Origin of the sequence: Lichenicoccus sp., from assembly GCF_965276875.1 — a bacterium.
Taxonomy (GTDB): Bacteria; Pseudomonadota; Alphaproteobacteria; order Acetobacterales; family Acetobacteraceae; genus Lichenicoccus.
In genome coordinates this window covers 4,236,920-4,252,451 of the sequence record NZ_OZ255701.1, presented here as the reverse complement: position 1 = coordinate 4,252,451, position 15,532 = coordinate 4,236,920, and the positions used below count along the sequence as shown (strand labels likewise).

Here is a 15,532-nt window from a genome sequence, read left to right as displayed (position 1 = left end):
GTTTCCAAAGGCGAACATTTGGCGGGATCGAGCCGCGAAGCGGATCGATGGGGCAGAGCCCCTGCGTTATGCCGACTTGGACATAATCTCGTCGGCAATATTACGTGGCACCGGGTCGTAATGATGGAACTGCATGGTGAACGAGGCGCGCCCCTTGGTCATCGAGCGCAGGTGCGAGATATAGCCGAACATCTCCTTGAGCGGCACCTGGGCACGCACCAGGATGGTCGAGCCTGAGCTCTCCTGGTTCTGGATCTGGCCGCGCCGGCGGTTCAGATCGCCCACCACGTCGCCGACATGGTCCTGCGGCGTGGTCACCTCGACATCCATGATTGGCTCGAGGATCACCGGCGAGGCTTTCTTCATGCCTTCGCGGAAGCAGGCCTTGGCGGCGATCTCGAAGGCCAGCGCCGAACTGTCCACGTCGTGGTACTTGCCGTCGGTCAGGGTGAACTTGAAGTCCACGGTCTGGAAGCCCGCCAGCACGCCGGTCGAGGACTGCATCCGAATGCCCTTCTCGACGGCCGGGATGTATTCCTTCGGAACGGTGCCGCCGACCACCTTGTTCTCAAAGACGATGCCCTCGTTGCGCTCCAGCGGCTCGAAGACGATCTTGACCTCGGCATACTGGCCGGAGCCGCCGGACTGCTTCTTGTGGGTGTAGATCTCGGTGTGCGGCCGCGAGATGGTCTCCCGGTACGCCACCTGCGGTGCGCCGATATTGGCGTCGACGCCGTATTCGCGCCTAAGCCGGTCAATGATGATTTCCAGGTGCAGCTCGCCCATGCCGGACAGGATGGTCTGGCCGGTCTCCTGATCGGTCTTCAGGCGCAGCGAGGGGTCCTCGCCGGCGAGCTTCTGCAGGGCCAGCGTCATCTTCTCGACCGCGTCCTTGGTGCGCGGTTCGACCGAGATGTCGATGACCGGAACCGGGAATGCCATACGCTCGAGGATCACCGGATCCTCTGCGGCGGCCAGCGTATCGCCGGTGCCGGTATCCTTCAGCCCGACAAAGGCGGCGATGTCGCCGGCCTGGACCTCCTTGATCTCGGCGCGCTTGTCGGCGTGCATCTGGAACATCCGTCCGATGCGCTCCTTGTGATCCTTGGTGGTGTTCATCACCTGGTCGCCCGACTTCAGGGTGCCGGAATAGACCCGCACGAAGGTGAGCGTGCCGTATTTGTCGTTAATGATCTTGAAGGCGAGGCCGGAGAACGGCGCTTGGGGATCAATCCTGATCAGGCGACGCTGGGTCGGGTCCTCGTCCTCGTGGCCTTCCTCAGCGGCAACGCGTATGCCCTCGACATCGTCTGGGGCCGGCAGATAGTCGAGCACCGCATCGAGCAGCGGCTGCACGCCCTTGTTCTTGAAGGCGGTGCCGCACAGCACGGGTCGGAACTCACCGGAGATCGTGCCCTTCTTGATGGCACGCTTGAGCGTCGCGACCGACACGTCGCCTTTGTCGAAATACTCCTCCATCGCCTCGTTGTCGGCGGCGAGTGCTGTGTCGAGCAGCAACTGCCGTGCTTCGGCGGCACGTTCGGCGAGGTCGGCGGGGATCGGCTCGTCATGGAACTTGGCGCCAAGCTCGCCGCCTTCCCAGATGATCGCCTTCATCTCGACCAGGTCGACGACACCAGCGAACGTGTCCTCGATGCCGATCGGCAACTGCAGTGGGAGGGCTACGATGTCGAGCTTCTCCTTGAGCGTATCAAACGCGCGGTAGAAGTCGGCGCCGGTACGGTCGAGCTTGTTGATGAAGATGATGCGCGGCACCCGGTAGCGGTCAGCCAGGCGCCAGTTGGTCTCGGACTGCGGCTGCACGCCGGCGACGCCCTCGATGATGAACACCGCCCCATCCAGCACGCGCAGGGAACGGTTGACCTCGATGTTGAAGTCGATATGGCCCGGTGTGTCGATGATGTTGATGCGGTGGTCCTTCCACTCGCAGGTTACCGCCGCGGAGGTGATGGTGATGCCGCGCTCACGCTCCTGGTCCATATAGTCGGTCGTGGTATTGCCTTCGTGCACCTCGCCGATCCGATGCGACACGCCGGTATAATAGAGGATGCGCTCGGTGGTGGTGGTCTTGCCGGCGTCGATATGCGCGGTGATTCCGATATTGCGGATTTTCGATAGCTCGGAATGTGCGGACACGGCGGACCTCCAGACGACTGCATTGGTGACGGCAAACGGGCGCTGTCGGACTCCGTGAGGATCCGCGCGCCCTTAAGATCGCCGCCGACAAGGTGCCTGACATGCGTCAGGGGTGGCGCATTTGCAAGCCCGAACGAAGCGATCAGGCGGGCTGGGCGGCCTGCTGCTTGAGCCGGGCGCGCTGGATACGACGCTTCAGCGCCTGCGCCTCGAGCGGCAGGCGGCGGTTCGGCGTGCTCAGCAGGAACGCATCGAGGCCGCCATTATGCTCGACCGTGCGTATGCCATTGGCGGTAACGCGCATGCGCACCGGGCCTCCCAGCACGTCGGAGAGCAGCGATGTCTCCTGCAGATTGGGCAAATAGCGGCGGCGGGACTTGTTGTTGGCGTGGCTGACGTTGTTTCCGGTCAGCACGCCCTTGCCGGTAATCTGGCAGCGGCGCGACATCTTGATGATCCCTCATGAAGGCGCGGCTTATCGCCGTCCGCGCCGCTTTGGTCAAGCTTTAGGCGCGCCCGGCGCCAGACGGCTCGCCGCCGCCCTGATCGTGTAGCTCGCCGGCACGCACGCTATCGGCGGCATTGGCCAGCATGCGCAGCATCGTCGCCTGGTCCATGGTGCGGGCCAGTATGCTCAACGAGCCGCCGAGCAAGGCCGAGGCGATCGCCAGCGGCGGCAGCTCCTTGCCGACCATGTATTCAATGGCGCGATCGACAACCGCGCCGGCATGGCTGAGTTCGGCCGGCACCGAGCCGTCCTGGCCGATGCGCGGATCGGCGCCCTCGCCCTGCGGTATCAGGTTCGGATTGAAGCTCATCGGCGGGTCCTCGTATTCGTCATCATGATCTCAGGCGTGCGCGTGCACGCTCTCCTGGTCGGTGCGTTCTTCCCCACTCCGCTCTTCTTCCGCCTGCGCCGCCCACATGCGCGCATAGACGCCGTCACGTTCCAGCAAGCCGCGATGGGTGCCGCGCTCGGCGATGCGACCGTCATCGAGGACCAGGATCTCGTCGGCGTCGATGATCGTCGACAGCCGGTGGGCGATCACCAGGGTAGTTCGGTCGGCGGCGACGGTGCGCAGCGCCGCCTGGATGTCCTGCTCGGTATGGGTATCGAGGGCGCTGGTCGCCTCGTCGAGGATCAGCAGACGGGGGTTCTTGAGGATGGTGCGGGCGATCGCCACGCGCTGCTTCTCGCCGCCCGAGAGCTTCAGGCCGCGCTCGCCGACGCGGGTGTCGTAACCGTCCGGCAGACGCTGGACGAAGTCGTGCACCTGTGCGAGCCGGGCGGCGTGCTCGATTTCGTCCTGCGAGGCGCCGATGCGGCCATAGGCGATGTTGTAGCGGATGGTATCGTTGAACAGCACGGTGTCCTGCGGCACCACGCCGATGGCGGCGCGCAGGCTGGCCTGGCGGTAGTCGCGCACGTCGCGGCCGTCGATCAAGACGTGGCCGCCATCGATATCGTAGAAGCGAAACAACAGCCGGCTGATCGTCGACTTGCCGGCGCCGGTCGGCCCTACGATAGCGACGCGTCCGCCCGGTGGCACCGAAAAGCTCACCCCGTGCAGGATCTCGCGGTCCTCGCGATAGCCGAACCGCACGTCCTCGAAGCGCAGCGCCGCCGCCGGCGCCTCCTCCAGCCGGCCCGGCAGGGCGACCGCACCAGGACGGTCAGAGACGTCCTGCGAGCGGCCGAGCAGGTTGAACATTTGCTCCAGGTCGACCACGCCCTGACGCAGCGACGAATAGACGAAGCCGAGGAAGTTCAGCGGTTGATAAAGCTGCATCAGATAGGTGTTGATCAGCACGAACTTGCCCACCGTCAGCTTGCCGTCGGCCACCTCGCGGGCCGCCATCAGCATGACCACGGCCATCGCCACCGCGATGATCGCCGCCTGGCCGAGATTGAGCATGTTGAGCGAGACCTGGGTGCGCACCGCGGCGCGCTCATAGCGTGCCTGCGCCTCGTCGTAGCGGCGCACCTCGTGGCCCTCGTTGCCGAAATACTTCACCGTCTCGTAGTTCAGCAGGCTGTCGAGCGCCTTGCCGCTGGCCTCGCTGTCGATGTCGTTCATCCGGCGGCGGATGCCGATGCGCCAGCCGGTGAAGCCGATGGTGAAGCCGACATAGACCACCACGGTGACCAGGGTGGCGAGCGCGAAGCGCCAGTCGAAGATGTGCCAGATGATCGCCGTGACCATCAGCGTCTCGAGCAAGGTGGGCACGATGTTGAACACGCCCAGGCGCAGGATCAGCTCGATGGCGATGGTGCCGCGCTCAATCGCCCGCGTCACCCCGCCGGTCTGCCGGTCGAGATGAAAGCGCAGCGACAGCGCATGCAGATGCTGGAAGGTCTGCATCGCGACCTGGCGGATCACCCGCTGCTTGACCGGGGCGAACACCGCGTCGCGCAGCTCGCCGAAGCCGCCCGAGGCGATGCGCAGCAGGCCGTAGGCGACGATCAGCCCGACGGGGACGGCGAGCACATGCGAGGGATCGTGCTTGGACAGCACATCGACCGCGCGCGAATAGACCAGCGGCACATAGACCGTGGCCACCTTCGCTGCCACAAGCAGCAGCACGGCGGCCACCACCAGCAGCCGCCCGCGCAGGTCGCCGCGCGGCCAGAGGTAGGGCAGCAGGCCGCTGACCGTCCCGAGCGCCGAGTGTCGGGAGAGGGAGGACCGAGATGCCGGAGAACTCATGTCTGCGGATGTGGCATGTGCCACCCGGATTGCAAATGCTTCCCGCCCTGGTCCTGCGTGGCCGGACGTGAGCGACGTGGAACGCTTCGGCCGCCATATCGCGGCCTGCAACAATGCGTCCTTGCCGGGGGACCGGCTCGCTGTGCGGCTGGACGGTGTGCGGCTCGGTTGGGCGGCTCGGTCGCAGGCCGCCGCGTTGCGCGAACTCGGGCTGCGCCAAGGATCCGCGGACGGCTTCGACCTCACCGACGCCGGCCAGTTGCAGTCGCTCGCCCAAGCCCTGGCGCGGCGCGGCGCGCTGCACCTGCGCGGCGAGCCATTCGACATCGTGGCGTCCCCCGGCGGCCCCAGTCTCGGACGGATCGACCGCGGCGCCCTGCCCTGCTTCGGGCTGCTGGCGGCCGGCGTGCACGTCAACGGCCTGGTCGAGCGGGCCGACGGTCCATATCTGTGGATCGGCCGCCGTGCCGCGGACAAGGCGCTCGATCCGGGCAAGCTCGACCACCTCATCGCCGGCGGCATTCCGGCCGGCCTCTCCATCGCCGAGACGCTCGCCAAGGAGGGCGACGAGGAGTGCAGCCTGCCCCCCGAGTTGGCGGCCCGCGCCGTCCCGGTATGCACGATCACCTACAGCATGCAGCGTCCCGAGGGGCTGCGCCGCGACCTGCTGCATTGCCACGACCTGGTGCTGCCGCCCGACTGGACGCCGCTGCCCAAGGACGGCGAGGTGGCCGAGTTCACCCTGCTGCCGCTCGGGCAGGTGTTCCAGACGGTGCGCGACACCGACGACTTCAAGTTCAACGTCAATCTGGTGCTGATCGACCTGTTCCTGCGGCGCGGCCTGATCGATCCGGCGAGTGCTGACGGCCAACGCCTGCGCGCGGGTCTCACGGGCGCTCTCTAAGCAGGAGTTTGCTTCCCACGCCCGCTATGTTCACTGTATGTTCTAGTGATGACCGGAACCCTGACAGTGGAGGCCCAGACTGTGCAGGCCCAGACTGTGCAGGCCCAGAATGTGCAGGCCCAGACTGTGCAGGCATTGCGTCTGCGCATCGCCGCGATCGAGCGCCAGGGCACGTGCAAGGGCGCGTGCAAGGGCGCGCGCAAGGCGGTGGACGTATCCCCGCGTGTGCGCTTCGGCATCGCCGCCATCGACGACCTGCTGCCCGATGCGGGGCTGGCCGGCGGGGCGCTGCACGAGGTGCTCGGACAGGGCGCCGATAGCGAACATGCCGCCCTCCCCAGCCAACTGGTCGGCGCCCTGCTCGCCCCCGCACCGGGCCAGGTGCTGTGGGCGATGCGCGGACGCGACCTGTTCGCCCCTGCCCTGGCCGCCATCGGGCTGCATCCGGATCGGCTGATCCTGGTCGAGGCCGGCAGCAGGGTGCTCGACGTGATGGAGGAGGCGCTGCGCCATCCGGGCCTGCTCGGCGTGGTCGGCGAGATCGAGGGCAAGCTCGGCCTGACTGCCTCGCGCCGGCTGCAACTCGCCGCCGAGGCGTCTGGGGCAATCGGCTTCGCCATTCGACGCAGCCGGCAGTTCGACGATCCACAGCTCTGCGCGCCCAGCGCCGCGGCCAGCCGCTGGCGGGTGGCCAACCTGCCGCATGGCAGCCCGCAGGCCAGCCCCGAACGCATGTTGGGACCGTCGGTGTGGCGGCTCGACCTGCTCCGCTACCGGGGCATGCGCACCGCTTTGCCGACCCACTGGATCCTGGAACGCTGCGATGAGACGCATCGGCTTTCTCTGGCTGCCGCACTGGCCGACCGACCGGCTGTTACGCGACGCAGTGCATGAGACGGGGGGGGATGAGACAGAACCGCTGGTCATCTGCCGCACGGAGGGGCCGCGCCTGGTGATCGCGGCCGCCTGCGTACGTGCCACCAGGCTTGGGCTGCGCCCCGGCATGGCGGTCGCGCAGGCGCAGGCGATGCAGCCCGGCCTGCGCGTAGTCCGCGAGACCCCAGAGCAGGACCAGGCGGCGCTGAACAAGGTCGCGGCCTGGTGTCTGCGCTATACGCCGCTGACCCGGGCGGTGCCGCCGGACGGGGTCTGGCTGGACCTCACCGGCTGCGCGCATCTGCATGGCGGCGAGTCGGCCCTGTTGTCCGACCTCGCGGCCAGGCTGTCACGCGCCGGCCTGCACAACCGCATCGCCCTCGCCGACACGCCCGGAGCCGCGCATGCGCTGGCACATTACGGCGCGCAGCCGCTCACCATCGCGCCGCCCGGCGACCAGCAGGCGCTGCTGGCGCTGCCGGTGGCGGCACTTCGGATCGGCGACGAAGCCGCCGCCCTGCTGCGGCGTCTCGGCCTGCGCCGTATCGGTGACCTCGCCGCCCTGCCGCGAGCGCCGCTCGCGCGTCGTCTCGGCACTGCGGTGACGCTCCGGCTGGACCAGGCGCTCGGCCGCGTCGACGAGCCGATCACACCACAAGCCTCACCGGCGGAAATCGCGCACCGCCTCTGCTTTGTCGAACCGCTGCTGACGGCGGACGCGCTGGCGGCCGGGATCCGCATGCTGGCCGCCGCTTTGTGCCCGCTACTGGAGGCGCGCGGCCTTGGGGCAAGACGGCTGGCGCTCTGCTTCGAGCGCGTCGATAACAGCCGGCAGGTCCAGCTTGTGTCCCTGGCAGGGGCCTCGCGCGATGGCCGCCACATCGCCCGATTGTTCGAGGAACGGCTGGAGCAGGTCGACCCTGGCGACGGCATCGAGGCGATAGCGCTGAGTGCCGCCATCGCCGAGACGCTGACGTCAGACCAGCAAGGAGAGCCCGACGTCGCCCCGCTCATCGACCGGCTCGCCAACCGGCTGGGGACGAACCGGCTGTGGCGCCCGGCACCGGTGCAGAGCGACGTGCCGGAACGCGCGGTGCGGCCGGTCGCACCCATCCAGACGCAGCGCACCGACTGCACGCTGGCCTGGCCGCCCAGCCTGCCGCGTCCGATCCGGCTGTTCGATCCGCCGGTGCCGGTGCAGACCCTGACGGCGCTGCCGGACCAGCCGCCCAGTTTCTTCATCTGGCGCCGCCACCGCCATCAGGTGCGACGCGCAGACGGCCCCGAGCGGATCGCCGGCGAATGGTGGCGCCGGCCCGGCGAGCTGCTGGCGGTGCGCGACTATTTCCGCCTGGAGGACGAGACCGGCCGCCGCTTCTGGCTGTTCCGGCGCGGCGATGGCGAGGATGCGCAGACCGGCGACCTGAGCTGGTTCCTGCACGGCCTGTTCTGAGGCATGGCCAAGTTTGGGCTTCAGCCAATACCCAGCAGCTCGACATCGAAGATCAAGGTCGCGTTCGGCGGGATCGCACCGCCGGCGCCGCGCGCGCCATAGCCATGCTCGGGCGGCAGCACCAGGGTCCGCTTGCCGCCGACACGCATGGTGGCAACACCGAGATCCCATCCCGAGATCACCTCGCCGGCGCCCAGCGTGAAGCGGAACGGGCTGCCGCGATCGCGCGAACTGTCGAACTTGCGGCCAGGCTTGCCGCCGTCATCGAGCCAGCCGGTGTAATGCACCTGCACCCTCTGGCCGGCCGAAGGCTGCGCGCCCTCGCCTATTGCTTCATCGCGGTAGCTGATGCCGTTCGGCATCGACACCAGCTCGAACTCGTCCGCCATCACCACTCCCCTAACCCATGCCGTCCAAAAACACGGCGGCTTGCGACCGCATCGCTTCTATACGACCCGGGTCCATGCGCGCCAGGGAGCGCACCGGCATCGCCATGCGCGGATTGGCGCTCAAGCGATCCTGGTGGCGGGAGATGAAGTCCCAATAGAGGAAATTGAACGGACAGGCGCGAGAACCGGTCGCTGCCTTCACATCGTAGGCGCAGCCGCGGCAGTAGTCGCTCATCCGGTTGATGTAGGCGCCCGAGGCGGCATACGGCTTGGAGCCCATCACGCCGCCATCGGCGAACAGCGCCATGCCACGCACATTGGGCATCTCGACCCATTGATAGGCGTCCGCATAGACGATCAAATACCATTCATCGACCTGGTCGGGATCAAGACCGGCGAGCAGCGCGAAATTGCCGGTAATCATCAGCCGCTGGATGTGGTGCGCGTAGGCGTGCGCGCGGGTGTCTGTGATCACGTGGGCCATGCAGTTCATCCCGGTCTCGCCCGACCAGTAGAACTCGGGCAGCGGACGGGTCGCACCCAGCGCATTGAGGTGGCCGTATTGCGGCATGCGCAGCCAGTAGATGCCGCGCACATATTCGCGCCAGCCGAGGATTTGCCGCACGAACCCCTCAACCGCGTTCAGCGGCGCGATCCCGTCGCGCCAGGCCGCCTCGGCCGCCCGGCAGGCGTCGAGTGGCGCCAGCAGGCCGCAATTCATCGAAGTCGAGATCAGCGCATGGAACAGCACCGCCTCGCCGCTGCGCATGAAATCCTGCCAGTCGCCGAAGCCGGCCAGCCGTTCGCGGATGAAATGATCAAGTGCCACCGACGCCTGCTCGGCGGTGACCGGCAGATCGAAGCCCTCGAGCTCGCCGAAATGAGCACCGAATTCGCGCGCCACCAAGTCGATCACCGCCTGCGTGACCGCGTCCGGCGCGAACCCAGGGACCGCTGGTGCGCGAACGCCGCCCGGCATCCGCTTGCGGTTCTCGGCATCGAAGTTCCAGCGGCCGCCGGCCGGCTCGTTCTCGTCCATCAGCACCGCGTGCCCACGACGCATCTCGCGATAGAAGAACTCCATGCGCAGCGCCCGCCGTCCGGCCGCCCAATGCCGGAACTGACGCTGTGAACACAGGAAGCGGCCGTCGTCACGGATCTCGACCGCAACCCCGCTCGCCTGCTGCCAGCCGCTGATATCCTCAAGCAGCCGCCATTCACCAGGCTCGGTGACGACGATGCGCTCGCATTGCAGGCGACGGGCCGCGCGCAGCATCTCACCGCGCAGCGAGTGCGTGTTGTCCGGATCGTCAAACGTCACGTAGTCCACCCGCACGCCGCGGGCGCGCAACCGCTCGGCAAAGTGACGCATCGCCGAGAGCACCAGCACGATCTTCTTCTTGTGGTGGCGGACATAGGTGCACTCGTCGCGCACCTCGGCCATCAGCACGGTGTCGGCCGCGACGTCGAGGTCGGCCAAGCTGGCGATAGAGTCCGAGAGCTGGTCGCCGAGCAGGATGCGCAGGGTCGTCATGCAGCACGCCTCAACAGGATTCGTACCGCGCCCTGATTGGCACGATGCGGGTGCACGACCGCCAGCACCAGCAGATGCAGGTCCGCCCGGCTCAGCCAGTGCGGCAGCTCGCGACGCAGGATGCCGCCCTCGGTGCCGGTGCCGACGCCGGTGATCACCTCGACGCAGCGCAGACGCTCGGCCTGGGCGCGCAACAGGAAGCCGTGCAAGGCGACGAAGGCCGCTTGCGCGGTACGGCCGTGCAAATCGAGGGTGCGCTGTGGCCGCATGCGGCCGTTCGAGAGCGCGCGCCAGCTGGTATCATCGAGACCCGGCTGACGCTGGCCGATGGTGACGGCGCGCGATACCGTCGCCGGCTGCGGCATCGCGCGTGCCGGCGCGGCTGCTGGCGGTACTGGCCGGGGCGCCGGCTCCGGCAGACATGGCGGCGGCGCACGGCCCTTCAGCGGCCGAATTTGTCGGGCGATCGCCTCCCAAAGCAGACGCTCGGCTTCGCTGAGGCAACGCGCCATGAACTCCACTCTCCCTTCCCCGGCGGCGACGCCAAGCCTAAACAGCCGCCGTGCGCTCCATCCCGGCCTTCGCTCTGATCCTGGCGGTGCTCGCCATCCTCTGGTCCGGTGTGAAGGTCACACCGCTCTCCAGCTACGACCAGCGCTTCTATCTGGGCATCGCCTACGACATGCGCCAGCACGGACGCTTCACCGACGGCTTCGCCTATGGCGGCGGCAATGCCGACACCCGGCGCCCTCCCGGAATGCGCTTCACCCCGCTCTATCCGGCCTTCCTCGCGGCAATGGCAAGCCTCGATCCCCGGTTGCGCCAGGGGATTGCCTGCGTCGAGCACACGCTCGGCCGCGATCCCGCCTGTCCGCGCGCGGCGCCGCTGACCAGGCTTGCGCAACTGCTGATGCTGGCCGGCTTCTATTGGCTGCTATGGGCGGCGATCGGCAGTGCGACCGGCTCAGCTCGGGCGGCCTGGACCAGTCTCGCACTCGCTTTGCTGACCGCACCCGACATGCTGCGCTTCGCCGCCACGCTGATGACCGAGACGATGAGCCTGCTGCTCTCCGGTGCGGCCTGCGCGCTCGCCGCGGCCGCCGTGCGTCCGGGCTTGGGCGCCCGCGCACGCGCGCTGCGCTGGCTCGCCTGCGGCGCGGTACTCGGCCTCGCCGCACTCAGCCGGCCGGCCTTCCTGTATCTGCTCTGGGCAGGGCTTGCCGCGGCAGGCATCCTCGCATTGCGCCAACGCAGCATCGCGATCGCGACCCAGGCCTTCGCGTTCGCATCGGGCACGGCCCTGGTCGTGCTGCCCTGGGTTTTGCGCAACGTCCTGGTGATGCATCGCGCGGCGCTGACCTTCGGCTATGCCTCGCATACCCTGATCCAGCGCGTCGCCTTCGATGCGATGACGCCGCGCGAATACGCCCTAAGCTTCGTCTGCTGGCTGCCGAACGGCGCCGGCCTCGGCCGGCTGATCGCGGGCGCGCATGCCTGCGACCGCTTCGGCTGGGACGAACATGCCAACAGCTTCTACGCCATCGGCACCGGCCCGCTACTGGCGCAGAGCCTCGCCGCCGCCGGCGGCTGGTCGAACCACCTGCACTATGTCGTGCATCATTACCTGCTCGCGCACCCGTTCAGGCACCTTCTGGTCACCATCCCGCTGGCGTTGCGCGGGCTGTATATCGACCATTACTGGGGGCTGCTGCTGGCCCCGGTCAGCGTCGCCGTCATGGTGCGGGCCTGGCGCCGTGGCCGGGCGGCGATCCTGCTGCTCTCGGCGCCGGCCTGGTTCCTGCTGGCCTTCAACGCCTTTGTCGCGGTGAACCAGCCACGCTACAATTTCCTGCTGATCCTGCCGTTCTCGCTCGCCGGGGCGCTGCTGATCGAGCGGCTGTTGACGCGCGGCAGTCGGCGGTCCTGTCTATGATCCGATCCAGAAGCGGGAGACGCGCATGTTCGGCTTCATCGGCGCCATCATCATCGGACTGATCGCCGGCCTGATCGCCAAGCTCATCATGCCGGGACGCGATCCGGGCGGCATCATCGTCACCATCCTGCTCGGGATCGGCGGCGCGCTGGTCGCGACCTGGCTCGGCCGGCTGCTGCACATCTACCATCACAACCAGAAGGCCGGCCTGATCGGCGCCATCATCGGCGCGCTGATCATCCTGTGGATCTATCGCGCGATCGTCGCCAATCGCGGCCGCACGTCCTGATAAACGGCCCGCGGACCTTTCCGCCTCAGGCCGGATCGAGCGCGCTCATGGTGGCGTGGTATCCGCCGGACTCGGAGTGGCTCCGCAGTCCCGGTGCTGGAATTGACGTGCGGCTCCTCCTCCAGCCGGCTTAGAAGCGCGCCGCTTTGTCAAAGCGATGCCGAAGGTGTCGACTTGGCCAGTCCGTGCGATGCCGAGTTGGCAACAGAAGCGCTTGCAGGTATGGACCTTCTGGGATACAGTGTATCTCTCAAGGTGCGGATGGCGGAGCAAGGCAAGAAGCTACCAGCGATCTTCTACCGCTCGACAGGCGGCTCTGAGCCTGTCCGCGACTGGCTCAAGACGCTGCAAACCGATGACCGGCGCATGGTCGGCAGCGACATTGCCCGCGCGGAATTCGGCTGGCCCGTCGGTATGCCGCTTTGCCGGTCTCTGGGTGGCGGCCTGTGGGAGATCCGCAGCAATCTCCTGCATGGCCGCATTGCTCGTGTGATCTTTTGCACCAGCCGAGGAAACATGGTTTTGCTGAATGGGTTTGAAAAAAAGTCGCAGGCGACCCCGAAGCCTGAGCTGGACCTTGCCAGAAAGCGGCAAAAGGAGATCGAACGATGAACGATGACACCAACCCGCATTTCGGGTCCACATTCGAGGATTTCCTGCGCGAGGAAGGCATTGCCGATGAAGTGAACGCCGCTGCGATCAAGCATGTGCTGGCGTGGCAGATAGAGCAGGAAATGAAGGCGCAGGGCATCACCAAAAGCGAAATGGCCCGCCGTATGGGCACCAGCCGCGCCCATCTCGACCGGCTGCTCGACCCCAGGAACGACAAGGTCCAGCTCGACACCGTTCAACGGGCCGCTTCCGCCATCGGCCGCAAGTTGCGCCTCGAGCTGGCGTGAAAGTGACCATGCGAGGCGAGCCGCCGTGCCGCAATCCGGCTTCTTGCATCCCCCCGCCATCTCGACAGATTTCATTGAGCAACAAAGTCCAGGGATACCCCACTCGAACGGGTTGTGCGTTCCGACGACACCGTTGAAACTCGCGGCATGACAATTGGCTATGAGCGAGTCTTGACCAGAGACCAGCATCTTCACTGGCCTCACGCGTGGTTGGGGTGCATTTTCCGAGTCTCAGGCTTCCACATGGCAGTGCCGCAGCCAGCCTTATACCAACGCGTCGGCCGCGCCGGTGACAAACTCAAGATGCGGAAGCTTGGCCGTCCCTGCCGCATCAAGGCAAACCAGCTGATCGGGGACAAGGTAGCCAAGCCCGGCTTCCTCACAAGAAGCGTTCATGCAACCACGGCAGCAGCATGGCCCAATCCCGTGGTAGGGGGGCTCGCCGAGTTCGAGCGACGCCCGATCATCGGGCGCATCCACGTCCGCAGGAAAGTCGCCAACGCGCCGACCTTCAAGATCGGCTGCAAACGGTCGCTGACACCTGCTCAGCTCGACCACGACGACCAATCTCGTCGAACTGGCTGGCAATCCATCGGCGGTCGTGTTGTGACGCGATTGCCGACACCGATGACATACCTGTTTAAGAATAAATCGGCAAAAAGGTTGTGGCGAACCATCACCGCGAGGTGCCGTATCGGTTGCTTCATTGCGAGAAGTCCAAATTGGCTGGTAATCCAGACGCAGGCAATCTGCTCGTAAAAGGTGATAACCTCGAAGCGCTGAAAGCTTTGTTGCCCTCAGCATGATTGCGCGGTCTACATCGACCGCCTTCAAGAGACCAAGAGGTTGGCACGCAATACGTCACAGAAGCAGAACTCATTGCGGATTCAAAGCTCGCCGAACAAATTCTATCCCGACTTCGTAGTCGAGCTGCAAGATGGCCGGATCCTTGTCGTCGAATATAAGGGCGACCGTGCCGAGCTGCCGGAGAAGCCCGCAACCGATCGCTTCGGCGTGAATACCCTGCTGCCCGCGGAAGCGGTCCGGAGAGTGGCAAGACGACAAGAAACTCGACCTACTTGCGCAGTGGCCGAGAAGGACGCAGCCAGGCGCACGGCCAGCTATTTCGCTGAGCGCCGAGGCCGCGCTGACTGGGAGGCGTTCGACCGGTTGATGCAGCGGCCGCTTCGGGAGACGAGTTGCCGGCGGACTGACGGGCTGGCGGCGATCGCTACGATCGTCACACCTACGGCCTGAGCACCGTCAGCCTGAACGGCCCCGCATGCGTGGCCGCATGCGCGACGGCGTCGTTGACCGCCGCGAGCGGGAACTCTGTCACCGCCCAGTGCCCCAGATCCAGCAGCCCGCCTTGGATCAGCCCGAGCATTCCTGGTATCGCCACGGTGTCGTACATCCATTGGCCGCGCACCGTGATCAGGTTGCGCATGATCCAGGGATAGGGCAATGCGAGGTCCTCGCCGCCCAGCATGCCGACCCCGCCCATCAGCACCGCACGGCCGCCCTGCCGAAGGGTCATGATTGCTGCCCGCGCAACATTGGCGCTCACCGAGGGCGGCAGAAAATCCTGCATTGCGTCAATCGGTCCGGGTGCGGCCCGGCGCATCGCCTCGGTGTCCGTCGCCGCATCACCCGTCAGACGCACGGGCAGCAGGCGTTCACCGAAGCGTCGCCGTAGATCGTCCAAGACTGCCACGTTGCGGCCGGGGGCGATCACGCAGCGCGCGCCCATCGCCAGTGCCAGAGCCACCGTCGCGGAGCCGAAATTCCCGGTGGCGCCGCTCACCAGGAGCGTCTCGCCGGCCCGAAGCTGCATCGCCAGCAACCCGCCATAAGCGACCATCAGTACCGCAATCGCGCACCATCGTCCGGCCTCCGCCGGCTCGATCGCGCCGATCGGCACGGCGTTCTCGGTCGGCACGCGCATCGATTGCGCATAGGCGCCGTCGCGGAAATAGCGCTGCAGCTTTTGTCCGCCTTCACCGCGCGCGCTCCAGCCCTGCAAGGTGATGTCAGGGGTCAGGGCACCATCGCGCGACCGCACCGTGGAGTCGCAGAACACCCAGTCGCCGGGTTGCAGGCGGGTAGCATCCGGCCCCACGGCGCGCACCTGCCCAATGGCGCCGCAGCCCGGTATCACCGGCGTGGGCAGAAGATACCGGCGGGCGCCGCTGAACACCTCGCCGGCGTAGGACGGCACCGGTGCGGCGATCACATCCACCAGCACCTCGCCGGTTCCCAGGCCTGGTGCCGCCACCTCGTCCAGGCTGAGCGGCTTGCCGAAATCCTTCAGAATAGCGGCCCTCATGCTTAGTCTCCCTCGACAACGAGGCTCTGACATGGCGCAGTCCGGACCGGTCAGGGAGAACCGG

The 15,532-nt window shown here is 66.8% G+C and carries 17 protein-coding genes; 9 read left to right on the top strand and 8 right to left on the bottom strand.

The window, feature by feature from the left end; translation table 11 throughout:
• Window positions 1-66: 66 nt before the first annotated feature.
• From fusA to ACQY4K_RS20595, 4 genes are all read right to left on the bottom strand, one after another.
• Window positions 67-2,157 carry an elongation factor G gene (gene fusA / locus ACQY4K_RS20610; RefSeq protein ID WP_428392104.1) on the bottom strand — a complete coding sequence of 697 codons (2,091 nt, stop codon included), beginning with the start codon at window positions 2,155-2,157 and terminating at the stop codon, window positions 67-69.
• Between the two features lie 142 nt (window positions 2,158-2,299).
• Window positions 2,300-2,605 carry a 50S ribosomal protein L28 gene (rpmB, locus tag ACQY4K_RS20605; RefSeq protein WP_428392102.1) on the bottom strand — a complete coding sequence of 102 codons (306 nt, stop codon included), beginning with the start codon at window positions 2,603-2,605 and terminating at the stop codon, window positions 2,300-2,302.
• A gap of 58 nt (window positions 2,606-2,663) precedes the next feature.
• Window positions 2,664-2,975 carry a hypothetical protein gene (locus tag ACQY4K_RS20600; RefSeq protein ID WP_428392100.1) on the bottom strand — a complete coding sequence of 104 codons (312 nt, stop codon included), beginning with the start codon at window positions 2,973-2,975 and terminating at the stop codon, window positions 2,664-2,666.
• A gap of 30 nt (window positions 2,976-3,005) precedes the next feature.
• A complete protein-coding gene (locus ACQY4K_RS20595) occupies window positions 3,006-4,865 on the bottom strand; it encodes an ABCB family ABC transporter ATP-binding protein/permease (protein WP_428392098.1) in 1,860 nt (619 codons plus the stop codon).
• A 67-nt stretch (window positions 4,866-4,932) separates the two neighbouring features.
• Between ACQY4K_RS20595 and ACQY4K_RS20590 the strand changes: the two genes are divergently transcribed.
• The 3 genes from ACQY4K_RS20590 to ACQY4K_RS20580 are packed head-to-tail and all read left to right on the top strand — an operon-like array spanning window position 4,933 to window position 8,098.
• Window positions 4,933-5,769 carry an NUDIX hydrolase gene (locus ACQY4K_RS20590; RefSeq protein ID WP_428392096.1) on the top strand — a complete coding sequence of 279 codons (837 nt, stop codon included), beginning with the start codon at window positions 4,933-4,935 and terminating at the stop codon, window positions 5,767-5,769.
• A gap of 48 nt (window positions 5,770-5,817) precedes the next feature.
• Entirely contained in the window at window positions 5,818-6,663 is an 846-nt protein-coding gene (locus ACQY4K_RS20585; RefSeq protein ID WP_428392094.1) for an ImuA family protein, read from the top strand.
• Entirely contained in the window at window positions 6,593-8,098 is a 1,506-nt protein-coding gene (locus ACQY4K_RS20580; protein ID WP_428392092.1) for a hypothetical protein, read from the top strand. The genes ACQY4K_RS20585 and ACQY4K_RS20580 overlap by 71 nt, the downstream gene beginning before the upstream one ends.
• A 20-nt stretch (window positions 8,099-8,118) precedes the next feature.
• Here the strand turns inward: ACQY4K_RS20580 and ACQY4K_RS20575 are convergent, their stop codons facing one another.
• The 3 genes from ACQY4K_RS20575 to ACQY4K_RS20565 are packed head-to-tail and all read right to left on the bottom strand — an operon-like array spanning window position 8,119 to window position 10,533.
• Window positions 8,119-8,487, bottom strand: coding sequence for an FKBP-type peptidyl-prolyl cis-trans isomerase (locus ACQY4K_RS20575; RefSeq protein WP_428392090.1), 369 nt, complete (start codon window positions 8,485-8,487; stop codon window positions 8,119-8,121).
• A 10-nt stretch (window positions 8,488-8,497) separates the two neighbouring features.
• Window positions 8,498-10,021 carry a cryptochrome/photolyase family protein gene (locus ACQY4K_RS20570; RefSeq protein ID WP_428392089.1) on the bottom strand — a complete coding sequence of 508 codons (1,524 nt, stop codon included), beginning with the start codon at window positions 10,019-10,021 and terminating at the stop codon, window positions 8,498-8,500.
• The gene (locus ACQY4K_RS20565; RefSeq protein WP_428392088.1) at window positions 10,018-10,533 is read right to left on the bottom strand and encodes a Smr/MutS family protein; all 516 of its coding nucleotides are present in this window, start codon (window positions 10,531-10,533) and stop codon (window positions 10,018-10,020) included. Before ACQY4K_RS20565 ends, ACQY4K_RS20570 begins: the two co-directional genes overlap by 4 nt.
• 50 nt (window positions 10,534-10,583) lie before the next feature.
• Here ACQY4K_RS20565 and ACQY4K_RS20560 point away from each other — a divergent pair, with 50 nt between their 5' ends.
• The 6 genes from ACQY4K_RS20560 (at window position 10,584) to ACQY4K_RS20535 (ending at window position 14,399) form a co-directional block, all read left to right on the top strand.
• Window positions 10,584-11,954, top strand: a complete 1,371-nt coding sequence (locus ACQY4K_RS20560) for a hypothetical protein (protein ID WP_428392086.1) — start codon at window positions 10,584-10,586, stop codon at window positions 11,952-11,954.
• A 25-nt stretch (window positions 11,955-11,979) separates the two neighbouring features.
• Window positions 11,980-12,243: a GlsB/YeaQ/YmgE family stress response membrane protein gene (locus ACQY4K_RS20555; RefSeq protein ID WP_428392084.1), complete on the top strand. Its 264-nt coding sequence runs from the start codon at window positions 11,980-11,982 to the stop codon at window positions 12,241-12,243.
• 93 nt (window positions 12,244-12,336) lie between these two features.
• Window positions 12,337-12,855 (top strand): type II toxin-antitoxin system RelE/ParE family toxin, encoded by a 519-nt coding sequence (locus ACQY4K_RS20550; protein ID WP_428392082.1) that lies wholly within the window; start codon window positions 12,337-12,339, stop codon window positions 12,853-12,855.
• Complete coding sequence (locus ACQY4K_RS20545) at window positions 12,852-13,142, top strand: helix-turn-helix domain-containing protein (RefSeq protein ID WP_428392080.1); 291 nt, start codon at window positions 12,852-12,854, stop codon at window positions 13,140-13,142. The genes ACQY4K_RS20550 and ACQY4K_RS20545 overlap by 4 nt, the downstream gene beginning before the upstream one ends.
• Before the next feature lie 243 nt (window positions 13,143-13,385).
• Window positions 13,386-13,901: a hypothetical protein gene (locus tag ACQY4K_RS20540; RefSeq protein WP_428392078.1), complete on the top strand. Its 516-nt coding sequence runs from the start codon at window positions 13,386-13,388 to the stop codon at window positions 13,899-13,901.
• Window positions 13,902-13,988: 87 nt separating this feature from the next.
• Window positions 13,989-14,399 carry a hypothetical protein gene (locus ACQY4K_RS20535; protein WP_428392077.1) on the top strand — a complete coding sequence of 137 codons (411 nt, stop codon included), beginning with the start codon at window positions 13,989-13,991 and terminating at the stop codon, window positions 14,397-14,399.
• On the opposite strand, the gene ACQY4K_RS20530 is transcribed toward ACQY4K_RS20535, so the two are convergent.
• Entirely contained in the window at window positions 14,389-15,468 is a 1,080-nt protein-coding gene (locus ACQY4K_RS20530) for an alcohol dehydrogenase catalytic domain-containing protein (protein WP_428392075.1), read from the bottom strand. The two genes, ACQY4K_RS20535 and ACQY4K_RS20530, sit on opposite strands and share 11 nt — an antisense overlap.
• Window positions 15,469-15,532 lie beyond the last annotated feature (64 nt).